Source organism: Fictibacillus halophilus (genome assembly GCF_016401385.1).
In the GTDB taxonomy this organism is placed as follows: domain Bacteria; phylum Bacillota; class Bacilli; order Bacillales; family Fictibacillaceae; genus Fictibacillus; species Fictibacillus halophilus.
On record NZ_JAEACF010000001.1, the window covers coordinates 2,905,447 to 2,922,518 of the forward strand.

A 17,072-nucleotide genomic window follows, 5' to 3' on the forward strand; every position below is an offset into this window, starting at 1 on the left:
TTTCATCACCTTTGTTATTTTCGAACACTTTATATGTATTATAATGTTACAAACGAACACATTTGTCAATATTTTTGTTTAAAACGAACAATAAATATCTCTACTCCACTCTCCCCTAATCACTTTCCCACTCTAAATAATCTAAAAAATAGTCCCATATCGCATTTACTTGTATACTAGAGTTATAGAAATGAATGATCTTAGAAAAACACACAATAAATGGTACATATAAGGGGAAGAAGTTTGAATGTCCATTCTGATCGTTGATGACAATACAGTTAATTTATTTGTAATAGAAAAAATATTGAAGAATGCAGGATACGATGACTGCACCTCTCTTTCTTCTGCTCAACAGCTTTTTGATCACCTCGAAGAAAACGAAAAAGAGCTGAACAAAAAGTCGATCGACTTGATTCTCCTTGATATCATGATGCCAGAGATAGACGGGATCGAGGCTTGTCAACGCGTTCAAAAAGACGAGCGTTTCAAAGACATTCCGATCATCTTCATCACGGCGCTTGAAGATTCTACGAAGTTAGCAGAAGCGTTGGACTGTGGCGGGATGGACTATGTGACGAAGCCGATCAATAAAGTAGAATTACTTGCTAGAATTCGAGTTGCATTGCGATTGAAGTACGAAAAAGATTGGCACGCGGAACAAGAACAAAAGATTCAGAACGAGCTTGATCTTGCGATGCAAGTTCAAAAAGGCTTGTTGAATCCGCCGATTAAAGAAGACAACATCACGATAAACGTGTCTCACCTGCCTTCCTTTAAGCTCGCGGGCGATATGTATTATTGGCACAAGTTCGATGACCATCGATATGGCATCATCTTGCTCGATATGATGGGACACGGCATCTCTTCTTCACTTGTCTGCATGTTCATCTCTTCTGTTATGAGAGATAGCATTAAAGAACTTAGAGATCCGGAACTCGTTATTAAAGAATTAAACCGTTATATGGCGCTTCTGCATAACCCCAAAAATGACTACAACTACTATTTCACAGGCATCTATCTTTTGATCGATACAGAGAAAAAGACAGTTGAATACGTGAATGCCGGGCATCCAGAAGGCTATGCACTCGTTGATAATTCGCTTCAATCTATCGAACGGAGCTGTTATGCGGTCGGTTTCTTTGAACAGATCGAAGTGAAGAAGTCTGTTATCCATTACGAAGACAACATTCAGATGCTTCTTTTTACAGACGGAGTGCTAGAAGCTGGCGATGACGAAGAATTGATGCTAGAGAAGCTGAAGTACGTGGCTTCGGAAAAATGGAGCAACATCCGCTCGCCGATTCATCTTGTCATTCCAGAAGAACAGCAAAAAGGTCAGAGCGATGACATGTGTATCATGATGATTCAAGCCAAATAAAAAAAGCAGGATAGAAGAGGTCATCACACCCCTTCTTCCTGCTTTATTTTTTTTGATAGATTTTTACCTGTTCTGCAAAGTCCGCATACTTATCTGCGCAGTCTGCAAATTGAATAGATTCTTTATCACCTAGACCGAGAAAACCATTCGGGCTGAGACTATCATAAAACAACTCATGCACTTGATTTTGCAGTGCAGCGGTAAAGTAAATCAGTACATTTCGGCAAAGAATAACGTGAAATTCATTGAACGAATGATCCGTCACAAGGTTATGCTGTAGAAAGCTGATTCGTTTTATCAACGAAGGCTTCAAATACGCAAAGTGGCCGTCTGTCGTATAGTACTCAGAAAAGGCTTGAGTTCCTCCAGCCGCCATATAGTTCTTCGTGTACGTTTTCATCTTGGTCAGCGGTAAAATACCCGAACGCGCTTTGTTCAGCACCGGTTCGTTCATGTCTGTCGCATAAAATTTCGTCTTATGACTTAAGCCTTCCTCTTCCATCAAAATCGCCATCGAATACACTTCTTCACCCGTCGCGCATCCCGCGTGCCAAATGCGAATCTCTGGTAGATCTCTCAATTCAGGTATCACCTTTTGGCGAAACGCAGAAAAGAACTCCGGGTTCCGAAACATCTCGGTTACGTTGATCGAAAAGTCATTGAGCAGCGTTGTCATAAAAGCAGGTTCGTGCAGTACTTTTTCCAGCACACCCGTAATCGTTGGAATGTGTTCAAGCTGCATTCGATTGTGGACACGTCTATGGATGGAGGACCGCATATACTGGCGAAAATCAAATCCAGATATGCGGTACAACCCTTCTAACAACAGATCCATCTCAAGCGTTTCCGTTATGTTATTTTCCTGGTTGTCGTCGTTGTTCCATAAGAAATCCTTCATCAGTGGTCGATCCTCACTTTGTCATCCAAACATGCATCACAGAAAAGAGCTGCTCGAGCTTCAGCGGTTTGCTGATATAATCAGACGCTCCTGCTTCAAGACACTTTTCACGGTCGTTCTTCATCGCTTTAGCCGTTAGCGCAATGATTGGCAGGTTCTTATGCTCACCTGTTCCGCGAATGCGCTGCATCGTTTCATAGCCATCCATCTCAGGCATCATAATATCCATCAAAATCAGGTCTATATTCTTGTTCGCATCAAGAACGTCCAGACACTCCATGCCGTTATTGGCGATCAGAATATTCATTCCTTTTTGTTCAAGAGCTGTTTTTAACGCAAAAATATTTCGGTTATCATCATCTGTGATCAATACCGTTTTACCGTAGAATACGTTCTCTTCATCAACAGAGATCGATGGTTGTTCTACTTCAGGTTCCGCAGGTACGATTTTAGCCGTTATCGGTGCTTCTGCAATAGCTACCATATTGCTGGATTGTTCAAGTGCAGTCGCCACCTCAGCTGATGCGCCAAGGAACGTATGAGCAGATACACTTTCGTCAGAGATACTTGGAATCAGAAGTTTAAACGTACTTCCTTTACCTTCTTCACTTTGTAGCTGCAGTCTTCCGCCTAACAGCTTCGCAAACTCGCTGCTGATGGATAATCCAAGACCTGTTCCACCAAACTTACGAATCGTGGCACCATCACCTTGCTGGAAAGCTTGGAAAATGAGTTCGTGTTTCTCTTTCGGTATGCCGATTCCAGTATCTTTAATCGCAACTTCTAACCAATAATCAACACCATTGTAGATCACATCGGTTTGTACTTTTTTCACGCTAACAGATACTGAACCTTTTTCCGTAAACTTAAATGCGTTGGACAGCAGGTTTTTGATGATCTGCTGAAAACGTTTTTCGTCTGTTTGTAGGAGTGTTGGTACGTCAGGAGCCATATTGATCGTAAAGTTCAGGTTCTTTTGATCCGCGATATGCGTAAAGTTTCTCTCTAGGTTACTCGGGAACTCACTTAGGTTCACCTCACTAAGCATGATCTCGAGTTTCCCTGCTTCTACCTTTGATAAATCTAAAATATCGTTGATCAGATTCAGCAGATCCTGTCCGGATGAATGAATCACTCGGGCGAACTCTAACTCTTCGTCTGAAAGTGATTGGTTGCCATTTTCAGCAAGCATCTCAGATAGAATCAAAATGCTGTTAAGCGGCGTTCTCAATTCATGAGACATGTTCGCTAAAAACTCTGATTTGTATTTAGAGCCTGTCTCAAGCTGCTTCGCTTTTTCTTCAAGCTCTTTTTTCGCGATTTCAAGTGCCTTTGATTTCTCCTCGGCGTCTTGTGAACGTGATTCGAGTTGCTCGTTGATCATTTGAAGCTCTTCGGATTGCATCTGCAATTCTTCAGATTGCGTTTGCAGCTCTTCCGATTGTGCCTGCAATTCTTCTGTCATCGCTTGTGATTCAGATAGAAGTCTTGCAATCTCCATTCGATCGATTACTCGGTTGATCGTTAGTCCGAACGTTTCTAGTACTTTTTCAATAAATGCAATGTGCTGGTTGCTGTATGAAGTCAAGCTCGCGAGCTCAATCACAGCTACAATCTCATCTTCATGCACGATCGGCGCGATCAAGATGCTGTTCGGTTTTGTTTCTCCGAGTCCAGAAGAAATGAGCATATATTCTCCATCGATTCTGTCGATGACTTGAACTCGTTTTTCTAGTGCACATTGCCCGATAAGACCTTGACCTAGCTTAAAGCTAGCTCGTCCAACGTCTGCTGCAGAATCCGCGAACGCTCCTTTTTTAACAAACCGAACGTTTCCGTCTTTGCCTTCTTTGATATAAAAAGCACCGTACGATGATTCAGTGATCTGGGCAGTCGCAGAAAGGAAGATTTCCGCAAGCGTTTCAAGCGATGATACGCCTTGGTTCTTACTTACAACATCCGTTACACTTCGTTGCAGCCAGTCACGCTCTTCAAAAGAGTTCAACAGTTCGTTCGTCGCTTCTCCTAAGTCACGGATCTCATCATTCGATTTCACATGAATGCGGCTACTCAAGTTCCCGCCCGTAGTCATGGCGCGAATCGTTCCAACGACTTCTTTTATCGTCTTAATGATCGATCCTGAAATGACCCACGCAAGAGCCATTGAAACGAGAATAACGAACGCAAGCAAACTAAAAAGACCGATCTCTAAGTATCGATTCTGGACGTTCAAGTTTTCTGCTCGTTTTTGTGTAAGACTCTTCTCTGTATCCCGAAAAGAATCGAACTGCTGTAGAACTTTTTCTGTCTGCGATTTTCCCGGATCTTGTTTGAAAAATTCAGCAATACCCGCAGTATCATTCTGCTGTTTCATTTGAATCGGCGGATCACCCGCAACAGCAACCCAGTCTTTAATGTTTTCATTGATTTCAGCAATTCTCTTTTGCTGACTCGGATTATCCGATAAAAGTTGTTTCAGCGTGTTATAGTCTTTTGACCATTGAGAGCTCGCTTCATTATAGAGCTGAAGGTAGCTTTCATCACCCGTAATGATAAACGCACGCTTATTCGTTTCCATCTTTAAGAGATCCTTTTCAATCTGACTCGTAAGATCTCGAACTGCAAAATCATGCTGGATAATAAAATTCCTCTCACCCTTCATTGTGTCCAACTGATTCGTCACCGCAAGAATAGCAGCAATTAAACAGATAATGATCACAATATAGCCAGTAATAATTTTCTGGCGAATCCCGAATCTAAAATTATTCATCCCCTATATTCCTGCCTTTTTACAAAAAATGTTTTTATGCCTAATTATACTGTTATTTGTGAGATAAAGGTAGTTGTTCAGGCCGTGGAATGTGCTGGAAAAAGAAAAAACTAGATCTTTTGTACTGAGATCTAGTTTTAGGCGTTTAGTTTGAATGTTGCAGTTTATTTTTATAGTGAAATGCAGATAGTAGTTTTAGTCCACCTTGGTGTTGGCTTAGGTGGCCCGTGATACGAATATCGATTTAGTATCTAGGTTTTTTGGTAAAGCTCTAACGGTAGCGGTACTAGCAAGAATATATGAGTTTACTGATGTGATGGAACTCAACTTTGCCATTTGATGTTCCATAATACAAAATTCTGGTCATATCGCTAGCTCCTATTTCCTATTAGTTTGTTAAAGTTTCATTTAGGAGCCAATATAATTCTTTCGTCTTTTTGTTCAATAATGATCTGAAAGGTATTACAGGTCAATCTTTCCCTCAACTCATGAGGGATAGTAAGAAATCCTTTATTAGAGATCACTTGTTTATATTCTCTTGTAAGTGACTTATCAATGACAAGGATAGAATTCTGGTAACAATCAATGCCTATCTCTAAGCCACTATGAATGTTAAACTCTTCTCTCCAGATAACAGGTATGTAAAGGTACCCTTTCTTATTCTCGTAGGTCTTTTTTGTGTATATTACCAAGATGACACCCCCGTGATACTTAAAAACAATCATACATTAATTTCCTTTAACAGGGTATGGGTCATCATAATCAAAGGTCATAGAAGGAAAAATAAAGACTAAATGACCTATTCAAGTGGATATATCACTCCTAAATAAAAAGTGTCTCTAACCTTTACCCTACTTCTTTACAAGTTCTACTCTACGACGTTTTCAATGCAAGGCTTTCTTTTCTAACAAAAATCCTATAATTTTTTTCGTTTTAATTGATCTTACTGTTGGTCATCGTAAATATGAGCCGTTAGAGCTATACTTTGAATTTTATTCATTGTCTTTCAACCTAACCCAATTCAGCTAATATATTATCACAGAGTAGCATAGTACGAACATTATCACGTCCACTCGAACATGCTTCTCTATCATTTTTACAACTGTCTATAAAATGAGCCATTTCTCCAACAAAACCACGCAAATAAAGATCCCTGTAACCTCCAGACATGGGTGATGCAGAAGGTGTAAATACTGTATCATTCTCTGCTAGTGATTTCCAAGGTAGTTGGTCAAAGGTCTGAGATCTATGGACAGTAAGTGTATGAACTTCATCTGCAATAGCAAATCCGTTATCAAACGTTACTGCCACATTTTCGCTTTCCCGTGACCAAGCTGTCATTCCTGTAAAATAAAGGCTACCCACGACTCCATTTTCAAATTTTAATGAAATACTCTGAGAGATACGTTCACTATTACTGTTTTTAAAACCTGATATTTGAACAACTTCACCAAACAAAAAACGAACTAAATCAACAATATGTATAGCAGCGAGCTTCATAAACTGCTCATCGTCTTTACAAAAAGGGGTGCTATCTACAGCAAATCTTGCTTGAAATGAACGAGCTTGTCCAAGGTTACCACTTATGATTAATTCTTTTAATTTCTGATAACAGGGTGCATAGCGTTTCATAAATCCTACCATTAAGATTACCCCTGCTTCCTCAGCAGCCTTCGCGATTTCCTCCGCTTCATGAGCATTCATTCCAAGAGGTTTATCTACATAAACATTTTTTCCAGCTCTAATACAGTCCATTACTAATGAGCTATGATCTTCAGGTTGAGCGACTACTACAACTCCATCACACTCTTCGGAATTGAGCATGGCTTTATAATCATCATAAGGTGTTCCATTGCTTCCGAAGCGTCGAAGTGCATCTTTCGAACGATTAAGATCTCTTGTAGAAATGGCTTGAATCTCCGCTCCGGCTTCAATAGCAGATGGATAAATATTTGTCGATGCATGGAACCCTGCGCCAATAAAACAAAGGTTTGCTTTCTTCACTTTTCTTACTCCTCTTTATATACATATTTAAATTAAATGGATACATATTCAATTTATGAGTATACCAAATTGCACGGTTCTTTCGATTTAAAAAAGCTCAGAGTATATACCTCTCTGAGTTTGTCCTTTAGATGATGATTATTCCATCTTATCTTCTGTTTGTGGGATAGTACCTATTCTTCAGTTCTTTTAAAACGAATGCTTCACGTCTCAACCAGCTATTTTTCTCAAATTCTTTAATAAGATTTTCATTTTGATTAATTGCATCATCTAAGGAGACCCATTTTGGAGTAAAATCTAGTTCGAACTCGTACTCATCTAATTGTTGAGTGACTTTTTCTTCATTTAATAAATCACAAAGATAATAGTGCGAAGTCATTTGGAAAAGTACATCACTGTCAAATTCATTAATATTCCGTTCAATTACTATGCCGACCTTATCTTTAACTATACAGTTGGAGTAACCCGTTTCTTCTCTCACTTCACGTATCAGTCCATCAGATTGGGTTTCATTCTCTTCTACTCCGCCTCCAGGAAATTTATAGTCCCCTCTATTTGATTGAACGAGTAAAATATGGTTGTTTTTCATAATAATAGCTCTGACTGCTTCTCTATGGACGCTGCTCTTGAAGCTTCCACTGTTTAGATCTTCTAATGTCTTCTTAAAATACAAATTTCCACCTCTTAATCTTAATACAATAAGCTACTACCTATCAGCATGTGAACCATTTTTTCTATATATATGTTAACATAATTCACCTATTCTTTTTGCTTATCTATTGACGCATTCAATAGCAAACTTAACCACATTCTAATTAACGTAGTGAAGGCAAACTGTTCAAAATGAATAAAATACCTCAGAAAAATTTTAGTATATAAAGATAGACCACTAAAAAAGAGCAAACTTCAAAACGAAGTTGGCTCTTTTTTATAATTTGATAAAGACTTCTACTGTTTATAGGCATGTAGTATTTGAACTTACCGCTAGTTTAAAAATGGCAGACGTTTTTTTAAAAGCTCAACCCACATAAACAGTCCCCTTGTTATCAACTGCGATGGCATGAGGAATCTTGAGCTTTCCTTGTAATCTCTCAAACTTATCTATTCCATAGAGTTCATTAGCTGAAAAAAGTTTTCAGGCTCTTGAGTCTTATTGAGCTTGTACCATGAATGTAAAGTATCTGGTGCAAATACATCTAATCTTTTAATCACTTCCCTCGCAAATTCGAGAGGAGCTACTCCTGATGCCGTAACCAAATTCTCATCAGTTACTGCAGGTCCCACCTCATATAAATTTTCTCCTTCATAATTCGGACAAACCATTTTTAAGTAGCCTAAGTCATTACTCGTATGCTTTCTCGTATCTAGGTATCCCTTATTCGCAAGTGCCACTGTCGCACCACAAATTGCAGCAACAATCGTACCCTGCTTTAAAGCGTCCCTCGTTTTTTCCATGATAGGTTGATGAATAACTTCTCCCCACGTATTCCCCCCAGGTAAAAGTAAAAGATCATTAGTCAGGATGGTACATTCATCTATTGAGATATCTGGTTGTATACGCAGCCCACCCATCGTAGTGATCATCTCTTTATCAGCCCCTACAGTTACTACGTTTAAAGGTGATATATCTTTTTTAAAGTACCTCCCTGTACGTAGTTCCGCAATCAAGTAACCATACTCCCAGTCAGACATTGTGTTAAAAACATAGAGATAAACGCTTCTTGTTTCCATCTAATAACTCTCCTCATCACATGTAATATAGCTCATTATAAAATAACTTCCCTGACAGCTAACGTCAGGGAAGTTATCAAACTTGATGAAAGTTTATTAGATCTGAAAGTACTTCAATCAGCCTTTTCTTTAGACTAACTGGCTCAATCACTTGAATAGATCTACCGTACGGTAAAAGTAAATGAGGAACATATGTATGTAAGATATCCTTTTCCAAAAGAAAGGTTGCTTGATTGGATGACTGACTCTGTAAATAATGTCCTAAAAACCAATGTTGACATATGTCTCTTATGGTCTTTGTATTTCCATTTATAACTAAAGTTGTGATCTCATCTTTATCTTGATGAGTTGGCAGCAGGTTCTTCATAAAAAAGTCAGAAGCTGAAAAATCTTTTGGCCGTATAAACCTGTCTTCGGTTAAGAGGAACCTCTCAATTCGGTCTACTCTAAAACTACGTACTTCCTTCCTTAGATGACAAAAGCCAATCACATACCATTTCCTATTCCAATAGATGATTCTGTACGGATCGATCAATCTATCACTCGATTGGTTCTCTTTATTATTTTGGTAAGTAATCTTTACGGAGTTCCCCTCCGCTACTGAAGTCTCCAACTCTTTTAACGTAGATTCTACAGAGGATGATCGTAGTTGACTGATTACTTCAAGGCTAGATAAATGTTGGTTTCTCTTTGTTTCCTGCTCTGGATTTGAGTATCTACCTAGTTTGGATACCGCCCTATTTAGTGCTTCACCTCCATAATAGCCCGCTTCACTTGCAAAAACAGCTGCGTGAAACAGTGACGTTTGCTCCTCAATATCAAAGAGAAGAGGAGCCTCTATAAAATGGTTCAATAAAGAGTATCCACCGTTATGTCCAGAATCTGAAATGATAGGTACACCACTTGTTGAAAGGGTATCAATATACCGATACACCGTCCTAATATTAAGCTCTAACTTCTCTGATATTTGTTGAGCAGTGACTTTTTCACCTGACCGAAGCATCCATAAAACGGCTAGCATATTGTCTATTTTAGGCATAAAAAAACTCCACATCTTAGTATAAATACATCCAAACTCTAGTATAGCTCATAAAAAAGGGTGAAATTGTAATTTAATTGAGGTTTTTACACAATCTTACGATGATTCATTTTTAAAAGCATATAATTCCTCTAGCAAATTATCAGATAGGATGTTTGTTATTCCTAACCTCAATAGGTACCATGCTTCCACAAGTCGCCCAGAGAAGGTGATGAGCGTTTTGTTTCGCAATTCGACAAAAGATTTTAGCTTATAAAAACCAGCAAGCGCTGAAGGTTCTAAATAGATTCCTTCTGAATTTGTAGATTCATAAAAAAAGAAATCTACTTCCACCACTCACAAAAAAAGCCCAAAGGGACATCCCTTTGAGCTAACTTCACTCTAATTTATATACTTTCTCCGATTTTACGAACAGAGATCCCTGAATCCTCTAACGTTTGTCTGATTTTCTTCGCAAAACTTAGCGCATGAGCTCCGTCACCGTGAATGCAGACTGTATCTGCCTGAATATCTACATCAATATCTTGCTGCGTCATCACTTTTCCCTCTTTTGCCATGCGTATCACTTGTGCAACAGCTCGATCGTCATCCGTAATCACCGCATGTGGCAACTTGCGTGAAGTAAGCGTGCGATCTTGCTGGTATGTGCGGTCAGCGAAAACTTCCGATGCTGTGCGCAAGCCAGCCTTTTCACCCGCTTTAACGAGTTCGCTTCCCGCAAGTCCGAATAAAATAAGCTCAGGATTCACTTTGTAAACCGCTTCGGCAATCGCTTCAGACAATTCACGATTCACCGCTGCCATGTTATAAAGTGCGCCATGTGGTTTCACGTGCTGAATTTTTCCGCCTTCAGCCTGTACGAATCCCCATAACGAGCCGATTTGATAAACCACCATCTCATATGCTTCTTGAGGAGAGATGTCCATGTTTCTACGGCCGAAACCTGCCAGATCAGGCAAACCCGGATGAACACCGATTCCAACTTCATGCTCTAGTGCTAGTTTCACCGTTTTCCTCATCGTTGCAGGATCTCCCGCATGAAAACCGCATGCGATGTTTGCTGATGTTATGTATTTTAAAATCTCTTCGTCAGTTCCAAGTTGGTAAGCTCCAAAACTCTCGCCCATATCGCAGTTAATATCAATAATACTCATGAAAAGACCTCCCACTTTTTAAACATGTGTTTAATTTACCCAACTGTACGACAAGTTTTATATATTGTAAAATGTTTAGGAAGACTAATGAAGGAGGTGAGACATTTGGAAAAAGTACTGAATGAAATCTTAGTAAAATTACTCAGCATTGATAACAAAGTGTCTGATTTAGATAACAAAGTTTTTAATTTAGATAATAAAGTGTCTGATTTGGATAACAAAGTTTCTAATTTAGATAAGAAGGTAAACAATTTAGATAATAAGGTAACAAATCTAGAAACTGGCCAACAACAGATTGTAACTAGACTGGATACATTTGAAACAGATGTAAAAGATGTAAAAGCAACTGTCGATCGGATCGTTAGCCAAAATGATGATGTAATTGGGTTATTAAAAGTCATGCAAAAACAAAAGCATTAACCCCTCATATCATGTCGTGTAGATTACTTCACAAAAAGTCCTCGATTGTGCATTTCTAAATCAATTTCAAAATTCTCAAATCCTAAAAAAATGGAAAGCCTCTTGAGAGCAAGGGGCTAATTTATTTTCAAATATATCAATCGTGCAATGTTCTCCGCTGTTTTTTCCACATTTTGAGCTCCATGCAACAAAGCTTCCTCCAACGTCACAACACTATTCATAACACTAAACACAGCATCAATTCCGTAATCATACACTGCTTCATAATCAGGACCAATGCTTCCAGCAATAGCAACAACCGGTACATGTTCCACAACAGTCTTCGATCGTTTCGCTACACCGACAGGCGCTTTTCCATGTATCGTCTGAGAATCGATCCTCCCTTCTCCAACAATCACAAGATGCGCGCCGCGAACCGCATCTTCAAAACCAATTACGTCCAGTACGAGATCGATTCCGCTTTGCAGCTTTCCATCTAAAAATGCCACGACTCCAGCACCAAGGCCACCAGCAGCACCAGCTCCAGGCAATTCATCCACTGCTACACCAAGATTCCGCTCCACCACTTCAGCGTATCTTTTTAAACTATCATCTAAAATACCTACCATCTCTGGCGTTGCACCTTTTTGCGGTCCAAAAACAGCGGATGCACCGAGTGGTCCTGTTAGCGGATTGGTCACATCGCATGCCACATCCACTTTCACCGACTGCAGCCTAGCATCTAATCCAGATACATCGATGCTTAACAGCTCGCTGAGCGCTTCCCCGCCTGCAGGCAACTCATCGCCGTTCACATTCAAAAATTTTACACCGAGTGCAGAAGCCATTCCAGCACCGCCGTCGTTTGTTGCAGATCCACCAAGTCCGAGCACGATTCGTTCTATTCCGCGATCCAACGCATCTAAAATCAGTTCACCTGTCCCGCGTGATGTCGTCACACATGGATTTCGCAGCTCACTCGGCACAAGATGCAGACCGGAGGCGGCAGCCATCTCAATTACTGCGGTCTTCCCGTCACCTGTCACTCCGTAAAACGCATCCACTTTTTCACCGAGCGGACCTGTCGCCTGGAGCTCAACCATAACGCCCCCTGTCGCATCAACAACCGATGTAACCGTTCCTTCTCCACCGTCCCCTACAGGCACGTTCACATATTCTGCGTGGGGAAATGTCTTTTTAAAACCAGCTTCCACTGCTCTACAGACCTCAGTCGCTGTCATACTCTCTTTGAATGAATCAGGAGCGATGACAATTTTCATTGCGTCCACCTACTTCTCATTTAAACTTTCTACCTCTGTTCATTTCAATATGAGGATTCCTAAACCTTCATCTTCCTTTGATTTACGGTACGTGTTTTTATATTTATTACACGTTCACACATATTGAGGGCGTTTTCAATCAATTCGACATTTGACTCACACAATTCGACTCAGATTCCGCACAAGTATGCGTCTTATACACACACATCATCACGAATTACGCATACCTGGCCTTTATTTCTAACCATACTTAAAAAACACTCTGTCAAAAAGATAAGATAGGACTTCTCAAAAATACATACCTCGTATAACTACCGAAAAATATGTTAAACTACTCACTTAACCAAAAAAACATAACTTTTTCCAATAAAATCATCTATTATATAGAGAAGAGTATTTTTTAAGGACGTGAACAATGAAAAAGCATATTCCAAACTTATTAACTTTAGGAAATTTATTCTGTGGGTTTCTTTCCATCGGTTACGTTTCAAACGGAGATATTCGAAACGCAGCCATCCTCATTTTTATTGCGATGATGCTGGATGCGGTCGACGGAAGAGCAGCTCGGATTTTAGGGGTCTCAGGAAACCTTGGCAAGGAACTCGATTCCCTTGCGGATGTTGTCTCCTTTGGTGTAGCACCCGCTTATTTTGTAGCGAATACCTATTTTGCTCATCTAGGAATGTGGGGCTTTCTGTTTGCAGGGTTGTTTCCGTTATTCGGCGCATACCGCCTAGCGCGTTTTAACATTACGGCTGCCGAAGAATCGATGAAATATTTTAAAGGGATCCCGATTCCATTAGCAGGTGGAATTGTTGTATTCTTAGTCTTTTTTGTAAAATGGATTCCACTATGGATATTTGTTCTTCTTTTTTACGGACTCGGCTTATTAATGGTGAGCACGATTAAGATTCCGAGTTTCAAGGATATACCGATGCCGCGATACGGTACAATTATCTCGCTATTTTTGTTCTATATGTTTTACTTACTGGCAAAGAACAAATTCGAAAGCGTACCGATCTTCTTTTATGTCGCGCTTGCCACGTACTTCTTATTTATTGGGGTTCGTTTTATAAAAGTAAAAGAAATCAAAATTCGACGACCTCGCCGACCTCGTCGGAACAAAAGAAGACGCTTCTAAAGAACCTACCTACCAGATGCTAAAAAACATAGCGTCTGGTTTTATTTTTGAATCATCTTTTCCCCTCTCCCTTCATATAATGTCACAATAAGCGAAACATGTACTTTGTGAAATGGACAAATCATGTTTGAGAGGAGAGATGGTATGAACAACTACCCAAACCTTAGGGAGTTTTATGAAAAGGTGCCTATTTTAATCGGTGAGAATGATCGGGCCGCTCTAAAGAATAAAGCTCAAGAAGACGACGCTGCACTTGAAAGCTCCACACATTGGCTCATCGCGATGGAAGGCAGTGAAAAGCAACGAAATGTTTACCACTGGAAGGTGCTCATCTATCCTTCACAAACAAAGGTGATACATTGTTATAAGTCGCCTTATTACGCGTCGCAACACTTTACATCCATCTATGAAGCGATCGAATACTCTAACGAGCTAAGCCAAAAAGCACGCGAAGATCTGCTAAGTACGATTGAAAAGCCTGCCCTACAAAGAGAAGCATGACTCGATTCACCCTAGCTTTTCTTTTTGCTACAGATTGTGAAACAGTGTACATAGAAAATCAAACTACATAAGAAACGAACCAATGAAGTGGATCAAAAACCAGTTCATTTTTATTATGTCTTTTTTCAAAAATAAGTGCAGACGGACTTACATAATAAAGGTATAGTAGAAAAATAAGGAAATGAAACAAGGACGATATAAAGAGGAGAATCACGATGAACGAAGCACACCAAGAGGACACTACCTCATTTCAGGAACAACATCAAGTTGTTCAGAAAAACATTGCGTATTACGACTTAAAATGGAGATCTGTTGAGAACCCGTCAACTAAAAGCACTTGGAACTGGCTTGCCTTTCTCTTTTCAACGTTTTGGCTCGCTTATCGAAAGATGTATAAACCTTTCTTTATTATTGCAGGTCTTCAATTGCTCTGGGCGGTACCCTTTTATTTTATAGACCTTACTGCATGGCTTGACCTATTCTTTTACGGAATTATATCCATAATCGTTGGTTTTTTCGGAAATCGCTGGTATTTTAATCATACGAACACCGTATTGAAACAAGCTAGTGCTTTACCTGACTCCGTTCAAGAATCTTATATCCAAACTAAGGGCGGAACGCATGTTGGCATTATGCTCGGTTTACATGCCCTTTTGTTTGCATTATTTTTTGCATTGGATTTCGGTCTATCTTTCATACCAACAGAAACGAATATAAAAAATGTAGTACGAATAAACGGAGAGGCAGATACATTAGAAGCTTACACGGACAATCCTCAGTGGAACTATATTAAACAAGATGGTCGTCACCATGTTGTGGAGTTTACTGGCTACGATTACACCGAGAAAGAAGATGTGAGAATCGTCTTTTATGTTTACTTCGACAAGTATATGTATGAATGGAATCAAATCTTTATTAACGGTAAAAAACTGAACGAAGAAGATTCAATGGATTATGAGCTATATATTGAAGAAAATTCATGGTAAACGAAAAGTCTCCCTATCAATCGGGAGACTTTTGTTAGTTGCATCTAATATTGTAACTCAAACTGCTTATTGTAAAGCTGCGCATACGCTCCATTGCGGCTAAGCAATGCATCGTGCGTTCCTTCCTCCACAATTCCTTCGTTCGTTAGGACAATAATTCGTTCAGCGTTGCGAATCGTTGAAAGGCGGTGAGCAATTACAATCGTTGTCCTTCCTTTTGCTAAAGACTCTAGTGATTCCTTTATAACTCCCTCAGATTCATTATCCAGCGCACTCGTCGCTTCATCCAGAATCAGGATAGACGGATTCTTCAAGAATACGCGCGCAATACTTAGCCGTTGCTTCTGACCACCAGAAAGCTTGACTCCTCGTTGACCGATGTCAGAGTGATACCCATTAGGTAAATCCATAATGAAATCGTGAGCATTTGCCTGTTTTGCAGCTGCCACCACTTCTTCATCTGTCGCTTCACTATTTCCGTAGCGGACATTCTCCATCACTGTTCCCGCGAACAAATAAACATCCTGTTGAACAACACCAATTTCATTTCTCAAATCGTTTAAATCAAGCTTCCGTATGTCCACACCATCAAGCTGCACTTTCCCCTCTGTCACATCATAAAAGCGAGGGATGAGCGAGCAAAGTGTTGTCTTTCCCGCACCAGATGGCCCCACTAGCGCAACGTACTCTCCTGGCTTTATATGCAGAGAAAGATTCGAAAACACAGGAGCCAAATGCGATTCGTATCGAAAGCTAACTTTGTTAATCAAAATTTCTCCTTCGACCTCTGAAAGTTTCACGGCATCTTTTTGACTTTCGACGTCTGGCTTCAGGTTCATGATCTCCATAAAACGCTGAAAGCCTGTAATGCCTTCTTGAAACTGTGTGCTCATATGAGTCAAACGCTGTATGGGCTCCACCATATAGCCGACATATAATAAAAATGTGATCAGATCAGCTAAATCCAACGTTTGGTTGACGATACTGGCACTTCCGAACACAACAACGGTAATCGTAATAAGCTGGATTAAGATTTGTATGCTGTTATAAAAGGTTGCTTCTACCTTATACGTGTTCCTACGACTTTCTAAAAAACGGAGATTTTCTCTGTTAAACTTATGAATTTCCACCTGTTCGTTCGCAAATGTTTTTACGACACGAATGCCTGAAAGTGTATCTTCAAGCTGAGCATTGATATCTGCGATTCGCTCCTTATTTCGCCGCAGTGCTTCATTTTCTTTCTTGTTAAAATAGAGCGAGAGAAAACCAATGACTGGCAGAAACAAAAACACCGCAAGCGTTAGAGGAACATTAATAAAAAACAAGATAACAAATGCTCCTACAAACCTTACGAAATATTTAACGTAATCTTCTGGACCGTGGTGGTACAGTTCAGCTAGTAAGAATAAGTCGTTCGTTACCCGAGACATGAGTTGGCCCGTCTTTTCTTTATCGTAAAAGCTAAAAGAAAGTTTTTGCAGATGCTGAAACAACTCACTGCGAATATCACTTTCCATTCGAGCACCAACTTCATGGCCTTTATAATCGACAAAGTAGGTTCCGAGATTCTGAATAACAACTAAAGCGAGCATGATTCCGCCGATCCAGTAAACTTTATGAAGGGCAACAGACAAGTCCCCTTCCAAAACATCCTTGGTTATATACCGAACAAGCAGCGGAAGAACGAGCGTTATACCCGAAACAATAAACGCAGTAATTAATACCGTTACAAACAACGGCAAATACGGTCTGTAATAGGAGAAAAAACGTTTGATTGGAAAATGCATGATT

15 protein-coding genes are annotated in these 17,072 nt (G+C 39.8%); 5 read left to right on the plus strand and 10 right to left on the minus strand.

Features of this window, described 5'->3' with window-relative positions; genetic code table 11:
* Nucleotides 1-247 precede the first annotated feature (247 nt).
* The gene (locus I5J82_RS14870) at nt 248-1,378 is read left to right on the plus strand and encodes a fused response regulator/phosphatase (protein WP_198768499.1); all 1,131 of its coding nucleotides are present in this window, start codon (nt 248-250) and stop codon (nt 1,376-1,378) included.
* Between the two features lie 43 nt (nt 1,379-1,421).
* On the opposite strand, the gene I5J82_RS14875 is transcribed toward I5J82_RS14870, so the two are convergent.
* The 8 genes from I5J82_RS14875 to I5J82_RS14910 form a co-directional block, all read right to left on the minus strand.
* A complete protein-coding gene (locus I5J82_RS14875) occupies nt 1,422-2,276 on the minus strand; it encodes a CheR family methyltransferase (RefSeq protein ID WP_198768500.1) in 855 nt (284 codons plus the stop codon).
* Between the two features lie 13 nt (nt 2,277-2,289).
* Nucleotides 2,290-5,046: a response regulator gene (locus I5J82_RS14880; RefSeq protein WP_198768501.1), complete on the minus strand. Its 2,757-nt coding sequence runs from the start codon at nt 5,044-5,046 to the stop codon at nt 2,290-2,292.
* A 404-nt stretch (nt 5,047-5,450) separates the two neighbouring features.
* Complete coding sequence (locus tag I5J82_RS14885) at nt 5,451-5,738, minus strand: hypothetical protein (RefSeq protein WP_198768502.1); 288 nt, start codon at nt 5,736-5,738, stop codon at nt 5,451-5,453.
* A gap of 319 nt (nt 5,739-6,057) precedes the next feature.
* Complete coding sequence (locus I5J82_RS14890; protein ID WP_198768503.1) at nt 6,058-7,050, minus strand: Gfo/Idh/MocA family protein; 993 nt, start codon at nt 7,048-7,050, stop codon at nt 6,058-6,060.
* A 148-nt stretch (nt 7,051-7,198) separates the two neighbouring features.
* Nucleotides 7,199-7,723 (minus strand): NUDIX hydrolase, encoded by a 525-nt coding sequence (locus I5J82_RS14895; protein ID WP_233096500.1) that lies wholly within the window; start codon nt 7,721-7,723, stop codon nt 7,199-7,201.
* A 428-nt stretch (nt 7,724-8,151) separates the two neighbouring features.
* Nucleotides 8,152-8,781: a type 1 glutamine amidotransferase family protein gene (locus I5J82_RS14900; RefSeq protein WP_198768504.1), complete on the minus strand. Its 630-nt coding sequence runs from the start codon at nt 8,779-8,781 to the stop codon at nt 8,152-8,154.
* 76 nt (nt 8,782-8,857) lie between these two features.
* Complete coding sequence (locus tag I5J82_RS14905; RefSeq protein WP_198768505.1) at nt 8,858-9,820, minus strand: helix-turn-helix transcriptional regulator; 963 nt, start codon at nt 9,818-9,820, stop codon at nt 8,858-8,860.
* Nucleotides 9,821-10,206: 386 nt separating this feature from the next.
* The gene (locus I5J82_RS14910; protein WP_198768506.1) at nt 10,207-10,974 is read right to left on the minus strand and encodes a LamB/YcsF family protein; all 768 of its coding nucleotides are present in this window, start codon (nt 10,972-10,974) and stop codon (nt 10,207-10,209) included.
* Between the two features lie 105 nt (nt 10,975-11,079).
* Here I5J82_RS14910 and I5J82_RS14915 point away from each other — a divergent pair, with 105 nt between their 5' ends.
* Nucleotides 11,080-11,394 (plus strand): hypothetical protein, encoded by a 315-nt coding sequence (locus I5J82_RS14915; protein WP_198768507.1) that lies wholly within the window; start codon nt 11,080-11,082, stop codon nt 11,392-11,394.
* Between the two features lie 116 nt (nt 11,395-11,510).
* On the opposite strand, the gene I5J82_RS14920 is transcribed toward I5J82_RS14915, so the two are convergent.
* Nucleotides 11,511-12,653 carry a glycerate kinase gene (locus I5J82_RS14920; RefSeq protein WP_198768508.1) on the minus strand — a complete coding sequence of 381 codons (1,143 nt, stop codon included), beginning with the start codon at nt 12,651-12,653 and terminating at the stop codon, nt 11,511-11,513.
* Between the two features lie 415 nt (nt 12,654-13,068).
* Here I5J82_RS14920 and pssA point away from each other — a divergent pair, with 415 nt between their 5' ends.
* The 3 genes from pssA to I5J82_RS14935 all read left to right on the plus strand — a co-directional run bounded on the left by pssA (nt 13,069) and on the right by I5J82_RS14935 (nt 15,281).
* The gene (pssA, locus tag I5J82_RS14925) at nt 13,069-13,794 is read left to right on the plus strand and encodes a CDP-diacylglycerol--serine O-phosphatidyltransferase (protein ID WP_198768509.1); all 726 of its coding nucleotides are present in this window, start codon (nt 13,069-13,071) and stop codon (nt 13,792-13,794) included.
* Nucleotides 13,795-13,938: 144 nt separating this feature from the next.
* Entirely contained in the window at nt 13,939-14,295 is a 357-nt protein-coding gene (locus tag I5J82_RS14930) for a hypothetical protein (RefSeq protein ID WP_198768510.1), read from the plus strand.
* A 215-nt stretch (nt 14,296-14,510) separates the two neighbouring features.
* The gene (locus tag I5J82_RS14935; protein ID WP_198768511.1) at nt 14,511-15,281 is read left to right on the plus strand and encodes a DUF2628 domain-containing protein; all 771 of its coding nucleotides are present in this window, start codon (nt 14,511-14,513) and stop codon (nt 15,279-15,281) included.
* A gap of 44 nt (nt 15,282-15,325) precedes the next feature.
* Here the strand turns inward: I5J82_RS14935 and I5J82_RS14940 are convergent, their stop codons facing one another.
* The gene (locus tag I5J82_RS14940; RefSeq protein ID WP_198768512.1) at nt 15,326-17,068 is read right to left on the minus strand and encodes an ABC transporter ATP-binding protein; all 1,743 of its coding nucleotides are present in this window, start codon (nt 17,066-17,068) and stop codon (nt 15,326-15,328) included.
* Nucleotides 17,069-17,072: the final 4 nt, after the last annotated feature.